General features: G+C 36.7%; 12 protein-coding genes. 1 reads left to right on the top strand and 11 read right to left on the bottom strand.

The genetic code is table 11. The annotated features are described in order from the left end of the window. From uvrB to BN3107_RS06150, 3 genes are all read right to left on the bottom strand, one after another. Entirely contained in the window at positions 1-1,986 is a 1,986-nt protein-coding gene (uvrB, locus tag BN3107_RS06160; protein WP_058306742.1) for an excinuclease ABC subunit UvrB, read from the bottom strand. 708 nt (positions 1,987-2,694) lie between these two features. Further along, a complete protein-coding gene (locus BN3107_RS06155; protein ID WP_058307029.1) occupies positions 2,695-4,272 on the bottom strand; it encodes a peptide chain release factor 3 in 1,578 nt (525 codons plus the stop codon). A 202-nt stretch (positions 4,273-4,474) separates the two neighbouring features. Beyond that, the gene (locus BN3107_RS06150) at positions 4,475-6,205 is read right to left on the bottom strand and encodes an IS1634 family transposase (RefSeq protein WP_058306741.1); all 1,731 of its coding nucleotides are present in this window, start codon (positions 6,203-6,205) and stop codon (positions 4,475-4,477) included. 362 nt (positions 6,206-6,567) lie between these two features. Here BN3107_RS06150 and BN3107_RS06145 point away from each other — a divergent pair, with 362 nt between their 5' ends. Then, entirely contained in the window at positions 6,568-9,795 is a 3,228-nt protein-coding gene (locus BN3107_RS06145; RefSeq protein ID WP_058306740.1) for a DEAD/DEAH box helicase, read from the top strand. A 1-nt stretch (position 9,796) separates the two neighbouring features. Here BN3107_RS06145 and BN3107_RS06140 read toward each other — a convergent pair whose 3' ends face one another. The 8 genes from BN3107_RS06140 to secA all read right to left on the bottom strand — a co-directional run bounded on the left by BN3107_RS06140 (position 9,797) and on the right by secA (position 20,895). Continuing rightward, entirely contained in the window at positions 9,797-10,987 is a 1,191-nt protein-coding gene (locus tag BN3107_RS06140) for a PDZ domain-containing protein (RefSeq protein WP_058306739.1), read from the bottom strand. Positions 10,988-11,514: 527 nt separating this feature from the next. Further along, on the bottom strand, positions 11,515-12,996 hold the full coding sequence (locus BN3107_RS06135; protein ID WP_058306738.1) for a S41 family peptidase: 1,482 nt from the start codon (positions 12,994-12,996) through the stop codon (positions 11,515-11,517). A gap of 125 nt (positions 12,997-13,121) precedes the next feature. Beyond that, entirely contained in the window at positions 13,122-14,528 is a 1,407-nt protein-coding gene (locus BN3107_RS06130) for a murein hydrolase activator EnvC family protein (RefSeq protein ID WP_077065055.1), read from the bottom strand. A 36-nt stretch (positions 14,529-14,564) separates the two neighbouring features. Beyond that, positions 14,565-15,458 carry a permease-like cell division protein FtsX gene (gene ftsX, locus BN3107_RS06125; RefSeq protein WP_058306737.1) on the bottom strand — a complete coding sequence of 298 codons (894 nt, stop codon included), beginning with the start codon at positions 15,456-15,458 and terminating at the stop codon, positions 14,565-14,567. After that, positions 15,448-16,134: a cell division ATP-binding protein FtsE gene (gene ftsE, locus BN3107_RS06120; protein ID WP_058306736.1), complete on the bottom strand. Its 687-nt coding sequence runs from the start codon at positions 16,132-16,134 to the stop codon at positions 15,448-15,450. Before ftsE ends, ftsX begins: the two co-directional genes overlap by 11 nt. Positions 16,135-16,326: 192 nt before the next feature. Next, on the bottom strand, positions 16,327-17,193 hold the full coding sequence (locus tag BN3107_RS06115; RefSeq protein ID WP_058306735.1) for a YitT family protein: 867 nt from the start codon (positions 17,191-17,193) through the stop codon (positions 16,327-16,329). Positions 17,194-17,266: 73 nt separating this feature from the next. Further along, positions 17,267-18,368, bottom strand: a protein-coding gene (gene prfB / locus BN3107_RS06110; RefSeq protein ID WP_148434676.1) for a peptide chain release factor 2 whose coding sequence is annotated in 2 segments (ribosomal slippage) — positions 17,267-18,295 and positions 18,297-18,368 — 1,101 coding nt in all. Because the reading frame shifts where the segments join, the coding sequence is not laid out codon by codon here. 19 nt (positions 18,369-18,387) lie between these two features. After that, the gene (gene secA, locus BN3107_RS06105; RefSeq protein WP_058306734.1) at positions 18,388-20,895 is read right to left on the bottom strand and encodes a preprotein translocase subunit SecA; all 2,508 of its coding nucleotides are present in this window, start codon (positions 20,893-20,895) and stop codon (positions 18,388-18,390) included. Positions 20,896-21,280: the final 385 nt, after the last annotated feature.

Below are 21,280 nucleotides of genomic sequence, written 5' to 3'. Positions count from 1 at the left end.
TCACCCTTCTGCTTTCAATTCTAATACAGCATCACGCAGCTCTGCCGCTCGCTCGAAGTCGAGGTCGCGAGCCGCTTGTTTCATTTCGGCTTCCATTTTTTCGATTAACGCTTGTTTTTCTTTTTTGGTCATTTCTTTGACTTTTTTTGCTGTGCCTTCGTATTTCTCTTCATCTTCCGCTGCGATTGTGGCACGGATGACATCACGTACTTCTTTGTTAATCGTTTTAGGTGTAATACCATGTTTTTCGTTATATGCTTGTTGTTTTTCACGACGACGATACGTTTCATCAATCGCCTTTTTCATAGAGTCGGTCATCTTATCCGCATACATGATAACCATGCCTTTTTCGTTACGGGCAGCACGTCCCATTGTCTGAATTAAGGACCTTTCAGAGCGTAGGAAGCCTTCTTTGTCAGCATCTAAAATCGTAACAAGCGATACTTCGGGAATATCCAGCCCTTCTCGTAAAAGGTTAATACCGACAATTACATCGTATTTTCCGACCCGTAAATCCCGAATAACTTCAATTCGTTCCAACGTTTTAATTTCGGAGTGCAAATAGGCAACTTTTAAGCCTACTTCTTTCAAATAATCGGTTAAATCTTCCGACATTTTTTTGGTCAGTGTTGTCACAAGCACCCGTTCATTGCGATCGACCCGTTTATTAATTTCACCGATCAGATCATCGACCTGACCATCGATTGGTCGAACATCGACAACAGGATCTAATAAACCAGTCGGTCGAATGATTTGTTCTGTCATGTACGGTGTATGTTCTAACTCATATGGTCCAGGGGTCGCTGAAACAAAAATAAGTTGGTTCGCCTTTTGATCAAATTCATCAAAGGTTAATGGTCGGTTATCTAAAGCAGATGGTAAGCGAAACCCATGATCTACTAATACTTGTTTACGAGCCTGGTCTCCATTATACATACCACGAATTTGCGGTAAAGTAACATGGGATTCATCAATTACGATTAACGAATCCTCCGGAAAATAATCAATTAACGTATAAGGAGTTGATCCCGGTTCACGTAATGTTAAATGACGTGAGTAATTTTCAATCCCTGAGCAAAAGCCCATCTCTTCCATCATTTCGAGATCATAATTGGTTCTTTGCTCAAGGCGTTGTGCTTCTAATAATTTATCTTCTTCACGGAATTTTGCTAGTTGTTCATTTAGTTCTGTTTTGATATTGACCATTGCTTTTTTTAATTTTTCTTCTCCAGTGACGAAGTGGGATGCTGGGAAGATAGCAATATGCTCACGGTCACCGATAATTTCTCCTGTTAATGCGTCTACTTCACGTATTCGATCAATTTCATCACCGAAAAATTCGACACGCACGCAATGTTCTTCACGTGAAGCCGGAATAATTTCAACCGAATCACCACGAACACGAAAAGTACCGCGCTGAAAATCAATGTCATTCCGTGCATATTGAATATCGACAAGGCCTCGTAATAATTGGTCACGATCTTTTTCCATACCGACCCTTAGTGACAGGACTTGGTTTCGATATTCTTCAGGTGAACCTAAACCATAAATACATGAAACACTAGCGACAATCAATACATCATTTCGTTCAAAAAGGGATGAGGTCGCTGAGTGACGTAGCTTATCTATCTCATCATTAACACTGGCGTCTTTTTCAATAAACGTATCTGTCGATGGGACATATGCCTCTGGTTGATAATAGTCGTAATAACTGACAAAATATTCGACAGCATTATCCGGGAAAAATTCTTTGAATTCACTATATAATTGACCAGCCAACGTTTTATTGTGAGCGATCACTAATGTTGGTTTATTGATTTCTGTGACCACATTGGATATGGTAAATGTCTTACCCGTACCTGTTGCACCAAGTAGGGTCTGGTGGCGTTTGTTTTGTTTGACACCCGTAACTAACTCTTTTATCGCACCAGGCTGATCACCTTGGGGTTGATAGGGGGCCTGTAAAGAAAAGGTTTGTTGTTCCAAATCAATTCCTCCGTTCTTTTTGCTAGAAATAGTATACACTATATTTTATAAAAAAGCGAACAAATATTCGTTTTTGATTTCTTAACTCTTTCTACATTATAACCAAAGCTGTCAGGATGTTAAAAAGATATGATGTAATTAATTTGAAGGAGGATAAAAAATAAGATCCAAATGATGAGGTAATTTTGACAATATGTATGTGCTTAGAAAACGCTGCGGCTTGTCCGCTCCCCTTTCCACGGCTTTTTCTCCTCAGCTAACTTTAGTAAGCAAAAACCGCTTACCAAAGTGGATCTTCGGATAAAAACATGCCGTAGGAGTTGAAGCGGACGCCTACGCTACTTTGATATTCTACAACGCTTGCATGAGGGATGCTTATTGATATTTCTATCATTTGAAGAATTCGTTACTTGGCTTAAAAGTTCAAAATGCTAGCTGGTACAAACATTGTTGAATTATTCAAATAGCGGAGGCCGATTGCGAAGACTCCTGCGGGAACAGGGCGAGCTGAAGATCCATTTTTCAAAATAAAATTAATTTTATTTTGAAAAATTAGCTGAAGCCGTCCCCGCGGAAAGCGAAGTAATCGGCCGGAGCGCCATTTTGACACATTACTGGTTTCAAAATTACCACAATGCTTAATACGCAGAAAATCCAAACGATTCGGTCGTTTGGATTTTATAATGATATATTTTTGTCGAATATTCCTTATGTCGTTTGATCGTATTGGTTTACTTCGTATAAATCGATCAAATCAACTTCAGGGTGTTTGTCGATGAACCATCTTAAGGCAAAGTCATTTTTGAATAATACAAGGAATTCGCCGTCGCGGTCTTTTACTAAAAGATTGCGTTCATCAAAAAGCTTTGGATCAACCTGTTCCTTTTTTAGCCAACGTGGAATCCTGTCACCAATTGATTCAAGTAATACTTCGACATTGTATTCATTCTTCATTCGATGCTGGAAGACTTCATATTGTAATTGTCCGACTGCTCCAATAATCATTGAATCAGTTGGATAACCTCGGAATAATTGAATAGCACCTTCCTGGACCAGTTGCTCAATCCCTTTTCTAAACTGCTTTGCCTTCATTACGTTCTTGGCAGTTACACGTTGGAACATTTCTGGAGGGAATTGTGGCAATTCGTCATATTCAAACGTCTGTTTACCATCAACTAATGTGTCACCAATTCGGTAAGATCCAGGGTCATATACCCCAATAATATCGCCAGCAAATGCTTCTTCAACTGTGTCACGGGAAGATGCGACAAATTGTTGGGTTTGCCCCAACCGTATTGTTTTCCCTGTTCGGGCAAGCTTGACATTCATACCTCGTTCGAACTTACCAGAGCATACTCGTAAAAATGCAATACGATCACGATGTTGTGGATTCATGTTCGCTTGAATTTTAAAGATAAATCCAGAGAAGTCTGGATAATCTGGACTTATCACTTCTTCTGTCGTTCTTCTTGGACCTGGTGCAGGTGCCATTTTGATAAATGTGTCGAAAAATGACTGTACTCCAAATGGAGCTAAGGCACTACCAAAGAAGACTGGTGTTTGTTCACCTTCTAATACTCGATCAAGCGAGAATTGATCCCCTGCTTCATCCAGTAACTCTAATTCTTCCACCGTTTCCTGAAAAGTCGGCTGCTGGGAAACCTCATCTTTATCGATCTCACTCATTGGAATATAACTCTCTTCTTCATTACCGTTATATTTAATAAATTGATCATGATAGCGGTCTAGGATTCCTAAGAAACGTTTACCCATACCGACTGGCCAGTTGATTGGATATGTTTCTATATTTAAAACTTCTTCAATTTGATCTAATAAATCGAGGGGTTCGCGTCCTTCTCGGTCCAATTTGTTAATAAAAGTAAAAATTGGAATGCCACGCATTTTACATACTTTAAACAACTTTATCGTTTGTGCTTCGATCCCTTTGGTTGCATCGATAATCATGACAACACTGTCAACAGCTGTTAATGTTCGATAGGTATCTTCACTGAAATCTTCGTGACCAGGTGTATCGAGAATATTGACTTTATGACCCATATAATCAAAATTCATCACACTGGAAGTAACAGAGATTCCACGTTGTTTTTCAATCTCCATCCAATCCGACGTGGCAAATTTTCCTGATTTTTTACCTTTAACCGTACCTGCTGAACGAATTAAATTTCCAAATAACAAAAGTTTTTCCGTCATTGTTGTTTTCCCTGCATCAGGGTGTGAGATAATTGCAAATGTCTTTCTTTTTTGCACTTCATCCTGTAGTCCCATTCTATAACCTACTTTCTCCATTACGTACCTTTTAACCTATCCTATTTTAACATTAAACAATCAGACTGAAAATAAAAAAGACAATAGGATGGCATGAATTTGGAAATCTGCTATAACCTGAGTTTTACAGTGGAATTAGACAAAAACACCCCTTCATCCCTTGGCGCACAAAGGAAGAAGGGGTATCTTATTTTTCAACTTTTCATCGTGAAATAGACCCTTTTTTCGTCTTCCCTAAAATTTTTTTAATTTCTCCTAATTTCCTATACCTTTTCGAGAAATCGATGTGAAATTTGGTTCCTAATTCTTCTAGAATGTCATCATAATAATCAAATAAATAATAATTCTGAGTGAGTTCCGTGCATTCCGCCTGACGTAAACTATCCAATAAATTGGCGACGCTATGCTTGCCGTCTGATTCTACCTGTAAAATACGCGCAAGCACAAGGGAGACAAAGCACGTAAGAAAATGGGCTTCAATGTGTTCTTTTCTGGATACGTAAACCGGTCGTGCTTCTAAGTCACTTTTGGTAATACGAAACGTTTCTTCAATTTGCCACAATCCCCGATACATATCAATAATCGCATCATCAGCTTCCCTGTATTCGCTTGTAATCAGCACATAGTACCCATCTAATGCTTCTTGTTCTTGTATTTTCTTCTCATTGAGGTGCAGTTGTTTCTTAGGTGTTAAGATTTCTCCTGTCGTTTTGTCGAACGCAATATCTTTAATATAGTTGCTTGCTCCAACGGATGTGGCTCTCTTATAAGCGCCAGGATTCTCCATTAATGCTTTCGCTTTTTGAATGACTTTCTCTCGTTCATATTTGGCTTTTTTGGCATATTTCGCACTCCAAAATACCACTTGTTTTTCATGTACTTGCTTTTTCATTTTGGATCCATTTTTCGCTGTTACCAGAATATCTCTTGGGTACAATCGGGACTTTCGCTTGTATTCCTTTCCAACCCATTGATAGTCTGCTTCGTTTTTGACATATTCTTTTAATTCTTTATTGGCACCACGTACCGACATACTGAATACATAGCCGTCTTTTGCTGATAAGGTAAACCAGATATTATCCCCCGTTGTCATTCCCTTGTCCGCCACAACTACGGCTCGTTTTATACCATAATCCAGTTTCAATTTTTTTAAGTTGGGACGATACGTCATACAATCATTGGTGTTGCCAGGGAATAGTTGATAAGTGATCGGTATTCCCTGGTTATCCATAAACAATCCCATCTGCACAATCGGATTCGGTCGATGCTCTTTCGACACTCCTTTACGCCGCATGTCTGTTTCATCGATCGTATCGGACTCAAAATAATAATTGGTCACATCATAAAAAACACGAGTGGTATCCCGTCCATATTGACTAGTCACTTGGTTATGTAGCCATTTCAACAAGTCATCCTTTTTTTCATGAAAGAAGGTGAGTGCGCGGTATACATCCGCCAATTCAAAAGTGTTTCGTTCAAAAAATAAAGAACGAGAGGCAAACGACTTCGCCTTGGAACCGGGATACAATAATCGCGTAAAAATTAATAATTTGAAAATAATATTAGGGTCAAAGGCAAAGGAGCGACGTCTGGCACGATTTTTCCAAAAGGTATCTAGCTGTAACTGATGATAAAGTTGGCTCAGGATCACGTGTCCAAAATTTTTGCGATAGTCCTTCTTCTTTTTTATCTTTTCGTTCGGAGAAAGTTCTAGTTGTATCGGTTCTTTTTGTGCTGCTTTCGCTTTCTTTAATTCCTCTACTCGTTTTTTAAAATGAGCAATCGGGTCGTCGTATTCTTTTTCTAATTCATCCAGATATCCCAAACTTTCTATGGTTACCTGACGAGCATATTTTTTCTCTTTATCATAATAAGAATCCACAATCGATAAATGGATACGGCCTTTTTTGTTTTTCGTTTTTTTCAGATACACGTTATCACCTGTTTCGTTACTCGTTTTTATACTTATTATATCATATTCCGTCATAAAACGCTATTAAAATATGACGAAAAATAAAATGAAAAAATAGCGCTCTAGGTTGTTAGAGCTACTTTTGCGCGACTTGTATGTGAAAGAGTACTGTAAAACTACCGAGATAATTGCAAATGTCTTTCTTTTTTGCACTTCATCCTGTAGTCCCATTCTATAACCTACTTTCTCCATTACGTACCTTTTAACCTATCCTATTTTAACATTAAACAATCAGACTGAAAATAAAAAAGACAATAGGATGGCATGAATTTGGAAATCTGCTATAATATAACGATGGATTCTTTTATAAGGATGGGATCAATTTGCAACAAATACAAATGACTGAAGAATCGATTCGCCAACTAACAGGTGAACGTTTTTATACGAGAGGATACAGCTATTACAAAAATGGAAAAGTATATGGCCTATCCTATAACCCCGAAAATAATTCATGGCGTGGTCTTGTTAAGGGAAGTAAAATCTACACGGTGAGAATATTCTTTACAGACGAGATGATGGTCGATACCACTTGTAACTGCCCAGCTTTTGCAACACATGATACATGTAAGCATGTGGCTGCCGTCCTTTTGGCAATCACTCAGGATGCGCAATCCAATCGCAAAAGGTTTGCAGTAGACCGTAATGCACAAGCAGCCCCGGTTCAAGATACCGATCTTTTTGCGAAACAGTTATTACATACATTTCGTGACAAAAAGGAAGATGCTGAAACACCTCAGGTAGTCGACACGGAATATTTGCTGACTTTAACTAAAGCTAATCGAAACTCACAATATGTGCTGACTTTCGAACTGAAAATTGGCGATAAACGCCCTTATGTAATTCGAGATATACGTGGATTCTTAAAAGCCTTAAATAGTGGTGAGTCCTATAAAATAAATCAAAGTTTCACATTTTATCCAAGCATTCATTACTTTACATCAAAAGATCAAAAAATGATTGAAATGCTTTTGACCTGTTATGATCAAGAACGCTTATTCGGAAATAGCTATGTATTAAAATTAGATCAGCCACGAAGTATTTATATACCGCCAAGTCTAGTTGACCAACTTCTAGATCAGTTGGTGGATATGGACTATATTTTCAAACAGGAGTCACAAAAAGAATATAAATCGATTATCGTTAGTGAAATGACCGATCAGTTGCAATTTCAATTAGATTATCAACAGCAAAAAAGTTACACATTAGAAATGACCGACCTTTCTGACTATTATTTTCTGGATAGTTATCGATTTCTGATTCACGACAATCATTTTTACAAAGTCAGCTATCAGCAAAAACAAATTCTTGAAAAATTATTTCGAATTATGCCTTTTCAAAATAAGAAAAAGCAATATATTTCACCAGATGAAATGGATGTTTTCGTTAAAAATGTGATGCCGCAATTCGAACAAGTCGGTTCACTAAAAATGACAGAACGTATGGAAAGTCAAATGAATACCGCACCTCTAATGACGAAAGTATTTGTCGAGGAAATCGATGGCACTTTAAAAGCAGATGTCGAATACCACTACGGTGACTCTGTCTTCACTCCCTTTTCCGAAAGTGGTTCAGGTGAAGCTATCGTCAAGCGTGAAACGAATAAAGAGCAACAAGTCTTGCAAATGCTTCGTGATGAAGCCTTCATCGAAATTAATCAGGCATTCTATTTATTTAATGATGATGCGATCTATTCGTTTATTCACGAAGGTGTCTACCAACTCGAAACAATGTCAACGGTATATTTATCAAAAAGTGTCAAACAAATGCTGGAAGGAATCGATCAAATTAGTTTACAATCAAATGTCGATTATCGTCCATCAGAGGGCATGCTTGATATTGAATTCGACATGGACGGAATCTCAACAGAAGACGTTTCAAATATTTTGCAAGCATTAGTCGAAAAAAGGCGATTCTATCGGATTCCTAATGGCACTTTGATTCACTTAGAGTCAGATGACTTTTCTTCCTTCCAATCGTTACAGGAGAATTTGCAATTATCAAAAAAACAAATGGAAGATGGAAAAATCTCGATACCTGCTGCTCGAAGTTTTCAGGTTGAAGAAGCATTAAATAAAACAGATTATCGTTATAGTGCTTCGTTTCAACAAATGTTAGAACAATTAAAACATCCGGAACAATTGCAATTTGAATTACCAGATCATTTAGATGCTGATATGCGTGATTACCAAGTCACAGGTTTTCAATGGATGAAAGCATTGTCTCATTATCATTTAGGTGGTATTTTAGCGGATGATATGGGGTTAGGTAAAACATTGCAAACGATTAGCTATATGCTTTCGGAAACGAATGAAAAATCGGAGCAATATCAAGCAATAGTGGTTGCACCTGCATCACTTTTATATAATTGGAAAAAAGAAATAGAAAAATTTTCACCTACTTTAACGACAGGTGTGATTATCGGACCTAAGCAACAGCGTAAGGACCTTTTAGAACAGCATAAGGATACGAATATTTTAATTACTTCCTATCCAACCTTGCGCAAAGACCAAGACCTATACGAAGAGCATTTATTCGATTGTATTGTGTTAGATGAAGCACAGGCAATTAAAAATCATTTAACATTGACGGCAAAAGCAGTTCGCTCTCTTAAAGCAAAACAATTTTTCGCTTTAAGCGGGACACCCATCGAAAATGCGTTGGATGAATTATGGTCGATCTTTTATACGATATCACCTGGTTTATTCGGCAGTAAAAAAGCGTTCAGTAACCTTGATGCTCATTACATTTCTAAAATTACACGGCCTTTCATCTTACGTCGGGTCAAAAAGGATGTATTAGAGGAACTGCCAGATAAAATTGAATCAGTACAGTACTCGGAATTAACCAAACAACAAAAAGAAGTTTATATCGGATACTTACAACGAATTCAAGATGAATTAGATGAAACCATTGAGTCAAAAGGATTTGATCGAGGTAAATTGCAAATCTTAGCTGGACTGACTCGATTAAGACAAATCTGTTGTCACCCTAGCTTGTTTTTAGAAAATTACAGTGGTGCTTCAGGAAAATTAGATCAATTAATGGAACTAACAGGGGAATTAGAAGCAAATGGAAAACGAACGCTCATTTTTTCTCAATTCTCAAGTATGCTGCAAATCATTCGTAAATCTCTGGAAGATAGCGGACACCAGGTCTTCTATTTAGATGGCTCGACACCATCTGAACAACGGATGAAAATGGTTGAAGCTTTTAACGCAGGAGAAAGAGGCTTTTTCTTAATCTCCTTAAAAGCTGGTGGAACCGGACTTAACTTAACAGGAGCAGACACGGTAATCTTATATGATTTATGGTGGAATCCAGCTGTAGAAGAGCAAGCTGCAGGCCGTGCACACCGAATTGGCCAAAAGAAAGTAGTGCAAGTGATCCGGTTCATTACAGAGGGCACGATCGAAGAAAAAATATACCAACTACAACAAAAGAAACGCGAATTAGTCGATCAAATCATCCAACCAGGAGAAACACTATTATCCAAATTATCAGAAGACGAAATAAGAGAATTATTGCAATTTAACGAAAAACAAGAGAGCTGAATTAGCTCTCTTGTTTTAATTTGCTATAGGCTTCTTTTTCACTTACTAATAAGATTCCTAACTTATGGTGTTCACCTTCGTACAAAGCTCTTTGTGCAAAACGAGTTTCTCCATTTAAATCTTTTATCGCCATTTTGCAAAACGCACGATTTTCATTAATTGCTTGATAATATTGTTGCTCATTTTCAACTACTATTTCATTAACTTTAACGATTCGCTCTCCTGGAATTAATCCTAAATCCACCGCTGGGGTATTTGGTAACGTACCAAGCACTAATAAACCATTTTTCGCTGGTTGAAAATAGGCTTTGCTTTTGTGTTCAAGGGTACGATAAAAATACTGAATGATTTCTTTGCCTAGGAATGCTGTTACCAAGGCGATCACCGTTAATATTGGTAGATAATAACCACCGATAGCTAACCCTAAAACAACTAAAGCTACTAATGCTATCCGTTTGGCCAGCCACTTGGATGCAGTTTGAGGCAGCATCGATTTTGCTAAATATTCAAAACCAAACAAGTACGGTATTACGATTAAGCCAAAAGAGGTTTCACCAACTTCTAATAATGGCCACCAATCCGCAAAAGGTTCGATTATCCCTGCAGGTAATAAGGCTATAAACGGTATAATTGTCAATTTCTTAATCCGATGCTGTCCTAAATATTTTCCTCGATTACTTTTTATCAGTTCAGGAAAAGTATCAGTGCTATCCACTTTTGCTAAGTACCACGTTTCCGCTAGTAACAATATCAATACTAGAAAAGGTATGTAAAATAGATCGGTAACATCTAAACTGTTGATCCAACTAGTAGGTATATACCCATCACCATAGACATTGATGAAGTACATCACTGCAGCGGCAATGGCAAATACATATCCGGCAGAAAGCCAACTAAATCGATTTGTTATTGCAATTAAAAAGATAATAACACCTATTAATAAACTAAATGGAATTGACACCATAAAACCGAATGCGATTGATAATCCTGATAAAAGTAAACCCATTACTATAGCAATCGACCAAGTATTCTTTGCCTCATAGAAATACGGATATACCTTGGAACCAAAGCTTTTACGATCCTTTTTAATTCTTCGATAGCCACTGATCAAAATAAACAAGAAAAATAAATAAATAAATGGTTGCATAAAAATCCGAGCAAATGCTAGTCCTACTTCGATCATCCAATCCATCCCGTTGACCCCTTTCCAACCAAACATTACAAACGTTATGTATAGTACTTCTATTATGATCAATAATTTGATTTTTGGCTACCCATTTTTTTATTTTAGTTACAAAATACTAGAAAACCGAAAAATTGGTATGAATTAGCATCTGTTGAAAAGTGAGAGTCCAATTGATCGTTAGCTTCCCTACTTAACTTGTTTACTTATGCTTCAATTTTTATTTATGAGAACATTTCGAACGATAACGGTGTGAAAAAGCCGTCCTTCTCAAAGAAAGGATACAATTATCAAAACAATGATAGGTAGGACATAGACCCGTTCTTATGGACACTTTTTGGCGTTTTCACCTATTTCTGTCCATAAGATTCGTTCTTACGGACACTTTTTAACGTTTTCACCTATTTCTGTCCATAAGATCCATTCTTACGGACACTTTTTAACGTTTTCACCTATTTCTGTCCATAAGATTATAAAAGTAATAAGACAAGGCTATTGATCACAGCCTTGTCTTATTTATAACTTTAACTTTTAATTTATTCTGTTAATGTTTCAATCGCTTTATCAAGTTGCAGGTCATCTTCACCTTCTTGAACTTTTTCAATGATAGCTGTTTGTAAAAGTTCTGCGGTTTTCTCATCGACTTCACCTGTCACTTCCGTTTCTCGATCTTGTTGGAAAGCTTCAACAGCTGATTTAGTAGCTTCATTAAAGTAACCATCTGTGCGTCCTGGCTCATAACCTAATCCTTCCAACATAATTTGGACATTTTCGATCTTACTATCACTTTGATCTAATGTTAACGGCTCCTCAACTTGAACCGGATTTGTATAGTAGTAGTCAGGCATTTTTTGTTCAATTGTTGGTTCTACGCCAACTTCATGAATCGAATTACCATCAGGTGTTAACCATTTAAATCGAGTAATTTTAATGGTACTGCCATCGCCCATTGAAACGGTTTGTTGTACGGTTCCTTTACCAAATGAAGTTTCCCCAACGATATCATAATCTAAAGCTTCATTAAGTGCTGCTGATAAAATCTCAGAAGCGGAAGCACTACCCTCGTTTATTAATGTTACAACTGGATAGTCTTTAGCGGTCTCAATATTAGAAAAATATCGTGTTTTCTTTCCACTAGGATCTTCAATTTGAATATATGGGGTGTCTTTTGGAATAAAGTTTTTTAGAATTTCTTCCACTGATGGTAATAAACCACCAGGATTACCTCGTACATCAATCACTAGACCTTCAATTCCTTGTTCCTCCAATTGACTAAGTTCTTTCTCAAAATCACTAGCTGTATTTTCAGAAAAAGAAGTCAATTCGATAACACCAATTAATTTACCGTTCTCTTCTTTCGTATCTGCATAAACGGTTTCGAGTGGAATAGAATCTCTGGTAATTTCAATTTCTAACGGATCTTCTACTCCAGGCCGGTTCACTTCAAGAACAACTGTAGACCCTTTCTCACCACGAATTTTATTGACGGCTTCATATAGATCTAATCCCTCTACACTCTCTCCATCAACCGATAGAATCTGATCATTTGGTTTTAATCCTGCTTCTTCTGCAGGTGAATCTTTGATTGGTGCTACAATCGTAACACTTCCTTCTTTCATTGACACTTCTGCACCGATACCTTCAAATGAGGATTCTATTTGTTCATTAAATTTTTCCATCGTCTCTTGATCCATGTATACACTATATGGATCTTCTAGCGAACTTAACATACCTTGAATCGCACCTTCAATTAGCTGTGTATCTTCTACCTCTTCCACATAGTTTTCTTGAATAATCGAAAATGCATCTACTACTTTAGACATTTTGCCCATGTTTTCTTCAATATTCTCTTGTTGATCTGCTAATTCAGTTAATAGATCACGATCGGAACTTGCTATTCCACTATTATTTAGGCTTGTTTCACCTGAAAACATCGACAAGCCAACATACGTACCAACTCCTCCAAGCGCAATTGCTACTAATAAAATTAACGTTAAATACCTTTTTCTTATATTCATTATTCCACCCCATAGACGTATTAAAAAGTCAAACTTTTCATTTCAAAAATAATTTCTCTATTATATATTATGAACGTTTAAAAAAGACATCACAAGTTTTTTGTGATGTCTTTTAATATTATTCTTTAAGGTAAATAGTTATAAGGATTGACTCCCTCATGTTGGTCCCATCCGCCTTTATGTACTTCAAAGTGCAAATGATCTCCAAATGATCTACCTGTGTTACCCATTCCACCAATGGTCTGACCTTGTGATACCGACTGCCCATAAGATACGTTTCTGTAATTTAAGTGAGCATAAACGGTAGTAAGATCTAGGTGAGGATGATACACAAATATTGCATTTCCAAAGCTAGTAGATACATAAGATCTTGTAACAACACCATCAGCAGCTGCTTTTATAGGCGTGTCTTTGCTATTTGCAATGTCAATACCATAATGGAATCCACCACCATTGAAGTCACGATAACCATAACCTGAGCTCCTTCTTCCTGTCGTAGGCCAAGCTAAAGAACCGCTACCACCTGCAGATAGTGATGGAGTAGTTGAACTATTATTTGATGATCCACCACTATTAGAAGACTCTGATTTCTTTCTTTGTTCTTCTGCTAATTGTTCTATTTTTTGTTGTGCTTCTTTTTTAGCTTTTTCAATCATTGAAGCTTGCTTTCGAAGTGTTTCTTGTTCCTCTGATAAACTCATTTTATGATCATGTAATTCTTTCTCTTCTGTTTCCAACTCAGCCATCAAACTCTGTTTATTCGATTTTTGTTGATCTAATGTTGATTTAATTTCATTTAACTCTTGTTGTTGAGCTACGAGAGTTGCCTTTGTGCCTTCTAACTCTTCTTTATCTTCTTCCAACGCCACTTGTTTCTCTTCTACTTCTTTTTTATTTGCTTCTACAGTTAACTTGCTTTCTTCTAACTTCTCTTTATCACTTTGCTGTTCTTCCATGATTTTCTTATCCGAATCCATGATTTTTGTTACAGCTGTTGCACGGTTAATAAAGTCACCAAAACTTTGGGCTCCTAAAATGACTTCTAAGTAACTTGTATTTCCACCATTTTGCTGAATTGCACGAAGTCTATTTTTTAATAAATCTTCTCTGGCAGCGATTTTTTCTTCAAGCTGTTTTATTTCTTCTTTTAATTCTTCAATTTCTTCTTTTAATTGCTCGATTTCTGATTCTGTTTTGAAAATTTCATCTTCCGTCTCTGCAATTTTATTATTTGTTGCAGCTATTTCATTTTGTTTAGCTTTTAATTGAGCTTGAGTCGATTCTAAGTCACTATCAATTTCCTCAATTTCATTTTTAGTCTCTTTTTGTTCACCTTGATTTTCAGCAATCTTTTTCTCAGTCTCGTTTACTTTACTTTTTATTCCGTCTGCTTCTTCATCAATTTGACTTTTTTCTTCCTCTAAACCATTGATTTTCTCGTTCAACTCACTTTTGGTTTCAGCAAAAACAGAGATGGAAGAGATAAAAAGTGAAATCATTACCACCGTAAGTACTAGATAAAACCGTTTCATGTAATTTCCCCTCTCTAAGACGTTTCTCGTATTCTATCAGACCTTTAAGAACTTACGTACACTCATTAAACTTCCCCAAACCCCAATTGTTGCACCAATTCCGATAATTAGAGCTGATACTTGAAGGGCAAATGGATAAAAAGGAAGTATTGTAACAAAATCAAATTGCTGTAATATATCTAAATTTTGTGTTAGGAAATAATAACCGATTAATATAACGGCAATAGGAATTAAACTTCCTAAAACACCTAACAACATACCTTCAACGAAAAATGGCCACCTAATAAAGTTATTTGTTGCTCCCACCAGCTTCATAATCCCAATCTCTTTTTTACGGGCTAAGATGGTTATTTTAATAGTGTTCGAGATTAAGAAGATCGCGGTGAAAACTAATGCTATTATTAATGCAAGACCTACATTCCTTGCATATTCATTGAATTTAAACAAACTATCTACATATTCTTGTCCATAATTAACACGATAAATGGAATCAAATTGTTCTATTTCATTTGCGATTCTTTCGGTTTCAAGCGGGTCCGTTGCTTTTACAACAAAAGCATCATTCAATGGATTATCCTGTTCATACAATCCCCAGGCTTGTCCTTGATCGCCCATACTTTCCATTAAGTTTTCCAATTCTTCTTCCTTGGTAAGAAATTCAATGCTCTGCACACCTGAGATATCTCTGATTTCTTCTTCGATCTGATCAACATCTACCTCTTCTGCTGTTATTTCAACCAAAGCTTTTATTTGAACATCTTTTTCTAACTCACCTGCAATGTGATTAAGATTGAGCATCAATACGAGGAATACACCTACTAAGATAAGTGTTGTTGTTACTGCACCCACAGAAGCCACTGTCATCCATCCATTGCGCCAAGTGTTTCTTGCACCTTCTTTGAAATGTCGCTTCAACGTATTAAATTTCATAGCCATACTCTCCTCGATGCTCATCACGTACAATTCTACCGTCTTCCATAGCAATTACACGTTTTTTTACTGTATTTACAATTTCTTTACTGTGTGTTGCCATTAATATCGTGGTACCACTTGCATTAATTTCTTCTAAAATCGACATGATTTCCCAAGAAGTATCCGGATCTAGATTACCTGTCGGTTCGTCTGCAATTAAAAGAGCAGGACGATTTACCATAGCTCTAGCTATAGCGACACGTTGTTGCTCCCCACCAGATAATTCATCTGGTATAAAACGCGCTTTGTTCTTTAATCCAACTTGATCTAGTACATTCATTACACGTTTACGAATATTTTTGGAGGTTTCTTCTATCACTTCCAAAGCGAAAGCTATATTTTCATAGACAGTTAACTTCGGTAATAAACGAAAGTCTTGGTAAACAACTCCAATATTTCTTCTGAAGTAGGGAACTTCTTTCCACTTCAATTTTATTAAATCTTTATTATTAACTAATACCGAACCATCTGTTGGTACTGCTTCGCGGAATAACATTTTGGTGAATGTTGATTTACCGGCACCACTCGGACCTACTATGTAAACAAACTCTCCTTGCTCTATAGTTACATTGACCCCATTAAGCGCAACAACACCATTAGGGTATGTCATATACACATCGTGCATCTCTATCATAAAGTAATCACCTTTTTTTATAATTATAGTATATTTTCACGAAAAATGGAATATTATATCCAAACAAGATTCACACTGACTACATTATAACATCATTTTCGCTATTTTTTATAAAAAATTATATTACATTTTTATTTCAATTTTAATTAAACAAATTCCTGGAATTGATTAGAAAAAGATTTTTTTAATGCCTTAGGATCGTTTGAAACCTTCCCCTAATACTTCCGTTGCATTCATTGCAACCACAAATGCATCTGGATCAATTAATTTTATTGCTCTCGTTGTTTTGCTAAATTCATTCTGATGAACGACACACATTAACACTTTACGATCTTCATCTGTATAACCACCAGAACCATTAAAAATAGTAACACCTCTATCAATATCATTCAACAAAATTCGACGAACTTGTTCAGGTTGATTCGTTATTACCATAATATTTTTAGAGGTATTTAGACCTACCTGAACAAAATCAATTGTACGGCTTGTAACGAATAAAGCAATGATTGCATATAAACCTTGTTCCAAAGAAAAAACAAAAGAGGCTGTCACAACAATTAGACCATCAAACATAGCGAGGCAAATACCTAATGGTAATGCTGTGTATTTGTGTAAAATTTGGGCGGCTAAGTCTATCCCGCCCGTCGAGGCTTTTCCGCGAAATACGATTCCAATTCCAATTCCAACGATCATCCCACCAAAGATAGCTGCTAACAACGGTTCTTCTGTAGCAGGTTGTACATCTTTGGTTAAGAATACGTAAAAAGGTAAAATAATGGTGCCCACTAAAGATTTAGCACCGAAGTTTTTACCTAAAATAACAACACCTGCTATAAAAAGCGGTACATTTAGGGCCCATTGTACAATCGCTGGTTCCCAATCAAATAATGCTTTTGTGATTGTACTGACACCTGCTACACCACCAGAGGCAATTTCATTTGGTAATAAAAAAACATTAAATGCTAACGCTACAAAAAAGGCTCCAATCAGCACATAAGTGTAATCTAATGTTTGTCGTAACATATTTGGCATTTGCTTTCGTCTATATTTAGCTATCATAAATGTTCACTCCATTTCTTTTTGCACAGTAAAAACGAGCAAAAGGAAACCATTCCCCTTTTGCTCGCTTGGATTAATTCATTACAGAACGTAAATAAGCATCAATAAAATTATCTAATTCTCCGTCCATAACAGCTTGACTGTTGCCTGTTTCATAGTCTGTACGATGATCTTTCACCATTGAATATGGATGAAAAACATAAGAACGAATTTGACTACCCCAGCCAATTTCTTTTTGTTCTCCGCGGATTTCCGCCATTTCTTGTTTTTGTTTTTCTATTTCAAGCTGATAAAGTTTTGCTTTAAGCATCTTCATCGCTTGATCTCTATTTTTTATTTGTGATCTTTCTGATTGGCACGTTACTACCGTATTGGTTGGCAAATGCGTAATTCTGACGGCTGAGTCTGTTGTATTAACATGCTGACCACCGGCACCGCTGGAACGATAGGTGTCAATTTTTAGATCTTCTGTTTGAATATCAATATCGATATCATCATCAAGCTCTGGTGTCACATCACAAGAAACAAACGATGTGTGACGACGACCTGATGAATCAAAAGGTGAAATTCGCACAAGACGGTGCACGCCTTTTTCTGCTTTAAGGTAGCCATAGGCATTATGTCCTTTAATCAGTAATGTCACACTTTTGACACCTGCCTCTTCACCTGGAAGATAATCAAGGGTATCAACTTTAAATCCTTTTGAATCTGCCCATCTAGTATACATACGAAGCAACATGCTTGCCCAGTCTTGCGATTCTGTACCACCTGCACCTGGGTGTAATTCGAGAATCGCATTATTTTTGTCATATGGTTCACTTAAAAGAATAAACAATTCAAAGCGATTTAACGCTTCTGTTAAAGTTTTGACTTCGTCTTCAAGGTCTTCACGTAGATCTTCGTCTTCTTCCTCTTTGACTAATTCATAAGAGACTTCTGCATTTTCCAATGACTCCGCATTTTGATCAAATGCATTTACTAGCTCTTTTATGTCATTTGCTTCATTAATTGTTTTTTGGGCTGCTTGTTGATCATCCCAAAAGCTTGGATCAGACATCATTTCATCTAGTTCAGCAATACGAGCTCTTTTTGCCTCTAAGTCAAAGAGACCCCCTAAAGTCCGCTATACGATTAGCCATTTTGTCAAGTTCTTGTTTGATTTCTACTAATTCCATCTTTCCACCTCATTTAATCTTAACGTCCATGACAATTTTTATACTTCTTACCGCTGCCACATGGACATGGATCATTTCTGCCAACCGTTTGTGCTTTTACAAATGGTTTTTTTACTTTTTTCTTTTCCTGATTGCCAGAGACTGCTTGTGTATCTTTTACAACTGCTTCACGTTTTAAGTTTTCACGAATTTGAGCTTTCATGACATATTTTGATACTTCTTCGTTAATGGCTGCCACCATTTGTTCAAACATGGCGAAACCTTCCATTTGGTATTCCCGTAAAGGATCATTTTGGCCATATGCACGTAAATGAATACCTTGACGAAGTTGATCCATTTGATCGATATGGTCCATCCATTTGGTATCAACCGTACGAAGAAGAATAACTTTCTCAAATTCGCGCATCTTTTCTGGTGTTAACTCTTCTTCTTTTTGATTATATTTTTCTTTTACTTTACTAATAATTAAATCGATCACTTCATCTTTTTCCTTATCTTTAAGGTCATCCTCTGTGATCCAATCTGATTCAATTAATGTGCCGTGAAGATACTCGGTTAACCCTGAAATATTCCAGTTTTCTGGAACTTCATCAGCCATGTAAGTATCAACAGCACTTTCCACTGTAGTCTGAATCATTTGTTCAATAATTTCTCGTAAGTTCTCAGAATCAATTACATCAAAACGTTGTTTGTAAATGATCTCACGTTGTTGACGTAAGACATCATCATACGACAGAATCGTTTTACGTGCATCAAAGTTATTTCCTTCGACACGCTTCTGTGCAGATTCTACGGCTCTAGAGACCATCTTACTCTCGATTGGCTGAGTGTCATCCATACCTAGTCGTTCCATCATATTTTTCATATTATCAGAACCGAAACGACGCATTAATTCATCTTCCATTGAAAGGTAGAATTGTGTTACACCAGGATCCCCCTGACGACCAGAACGACCACGCAATTGGTTATCAATTCGGCGTGATTCATGTCGTTCTGTACCAATAACCGCAAGTCCACCTACTTCTGTAACTCCTGTACCCAATTTAATATCGGTACCACGACCAGCCATATTTGTCGCAATAGTTACTGCTTTTGGTTGACCAGCATTCTCGATGATTTCTGCTTCACGATAGTGATTCTTCGCATTTAATACATTATGTTTTACACCAGCACGAGATAATAGCTTCGAAATTAATTCTGACGTTTCAACGGCAACTGTCCCTACTAATACTGGTTGACCTTTTTCATATCGACCCTTAATCTCTTCGACAACAGCTTTAAACTTACCATCCATTGACTTATAAATTAAATCGGCTTTATCTTCACGGATGATTGGCTGATTCGTAGGTATCGCAACAACATCCATCGCGTAAATGTTACGAAATTCCTCTTCTTCAGTTTTCGCTGTACCTGTCATACCTGCCAATTTCTCATACATACGGAAGTAGTTTTGGAAGGTAATCGACGCAAGTGTCATACTTTCATTTTGGATCTGAAGCCCTTCTTTTGCTTCGATTGCTTGGTGCAGACCGTCACTATAACGACGACCTTTCATTAAACGTCCTGTAAATTGATCGACAATCACAACTTGATCTTCTTCGACTACATAGTCGGTATCACGTTGCATGGCAACATGTGCTTTTAATGCTTGATTAATATGATGAGTTAATGTCACATGGTTTAAATCAAAAAGGTTCTCGATAGAAAAGAATCGTTCTGCTTTATTAATACCTTCTTCTGTAAGCTGAACACCTTTCGATTTTTCGTCATAGGTATAATCCTCTTCATTTTGTAATGTGCGCACAAATGCATTTGCCTGTTGATACAGGTTTGCTGATTTTTGAGCAGTTCCTGATATAATTAGCGGTGTACGTGCTTCATCAATTAAGATCGAATCAACCTCATCAATAATTGCAAAATGCAAAGGACGTTGAACCATCTGTTCTTTGTACAGGACCATATTATCCCTTAAATAATCAAAACCATATTCATTATTAGTACCATATGTAATGTCTGCTAGATATGCTTCTCTTTTATCTTCTTTTGACATACCATTTTGGTTAAATCCTACTGTTAAACCTAAAAATTGATATAGCTCTCCCATTTCACGTGCATCACGATCTGCTAAATAATCGTTGACCGTGATAATGTGGACCCCTTTTCCAGTGATCGCATTTAAATAAGCTGGCATAGTGGAAGCTAGTGTCTTACCTTCACCTGTTTTCATCTCAGCAATATCGCCTTTGTGCATCGCAATTGCACCTAATAACTGTACATAAAATGGACGCATCCCTAATACACGATTTGCTGCTTCACGAACAACAGCATATGCTTCTGCTAGTAAATCATCTAATGATTCACCTTGTTGATATCTTTCTTTAAATGACTCTGTTTTATTAGCGAGTTCATGATCTGACAGTAGTTGTATCGAAGGCTCTAACGCTTCTATCTCATCTGCTATTTTCTCTAAGTTTTTTAATTGTCGTTGGTTACCATCACCGAATACTTTCTTTAATAATCCACGCATTCTAGCCGCTCCTCTTTATCTTAAAATCGATACACGAAATATTAAATAATTTCCATACTTATCATAACACTAGCTTTATAAAAATTACAACAATCGGCTAAGTGAAAGAAGAAGCAGTCAAAAGTCAGACTGCTTCACTAAGGTAAGAGGCGAAATGATTTACACCATTTCGAAAGGAGCTAATTTAGTTATAACATAGTATGTAATTCGCACCAAATTACTATTTTCTGATTTTCATATAGTAAGTACACAGTGGAAATTGTTTTTTCATTAAGAGATTCTTGCTTTTTAGCTCTTTTCTCTGATATGAATCAATCAATTTGTATACTTATATGAAAATATACAATTCGACCAGTGCGAGAAACGTAAAAAAGCGATCCACAAT

This window comes from Gracilibacillus massiliensis (assembly GCF_001458115.1).
In the GTDB taxonomy this organism is placed as follows: domain Bacteria; phylum Bacillota; class Bacilli; order Bacillales; family Amphibacillaceae; genus Gracilibacillus; species Gracilibacillus massiliensis.
Note: the sequence above shows the minus strand (reverse complement) of the source record. Positions and strands in the feature narration are given on the sequence as shown.

Bases quoted from the DNA above. Each gene is read 5' to 3' on its own strand.
- BN3107_RS06155 (WP_058307029.1), bottom strand. From the start codon at position 4,272: ATGGGACTACAGGATGAAGTGCAAAAAAGAAAGACATTTGCAATTATC.
- BN3107_RS06140 (WP_058306739.1), bottom strand. From the start codon at position 10,987: ATGGATTGGATGATCGAAGTAGGACTAGCATTTGCTCGGATTTTTATG.
- BN3107_RS06135 (WP_058306738.1), bottom strand. From the start codon at position 12,996: ATGAATATAAGAAAAAGGTATTTAACGTTAATTTTATTAGTAGCAATT.
- BN3107_RS06130 (WP_077065055.1), bottom strand. From the start codon at position 14,528: ATGAAACGGTTTTATCTAGTACTTACGGTGGTAATGATTTCACTTTTT.
- ftsX (WP_058306737.1), bottom strand. From the start codon at position 15,458: ATGAAATTTAATACGTTGAAGCGACATTTCAAAGAAGGTGCAAGAAAC.
- ftsE (WP_058306736.1), bottom strand. From the start codon at position 16,134: ATGATAGAGATGCACGATGTGTATATGACATACCCTAATGGTGTTGTT.
- BN3107_RS06115 (WP_058306735.1), bottom strand. From the start codon at position 17,193: ATGATAGCTAAATATAGACGAAAGCAAATGCCAAATATGTTACGACAA.
- secA (WP_058306734.1), bottom strand. From the start codon at position 20,895: ATGCGTGGATTATTAAAGAAAGTATTCGGTGATGGTAACCAACGACAA.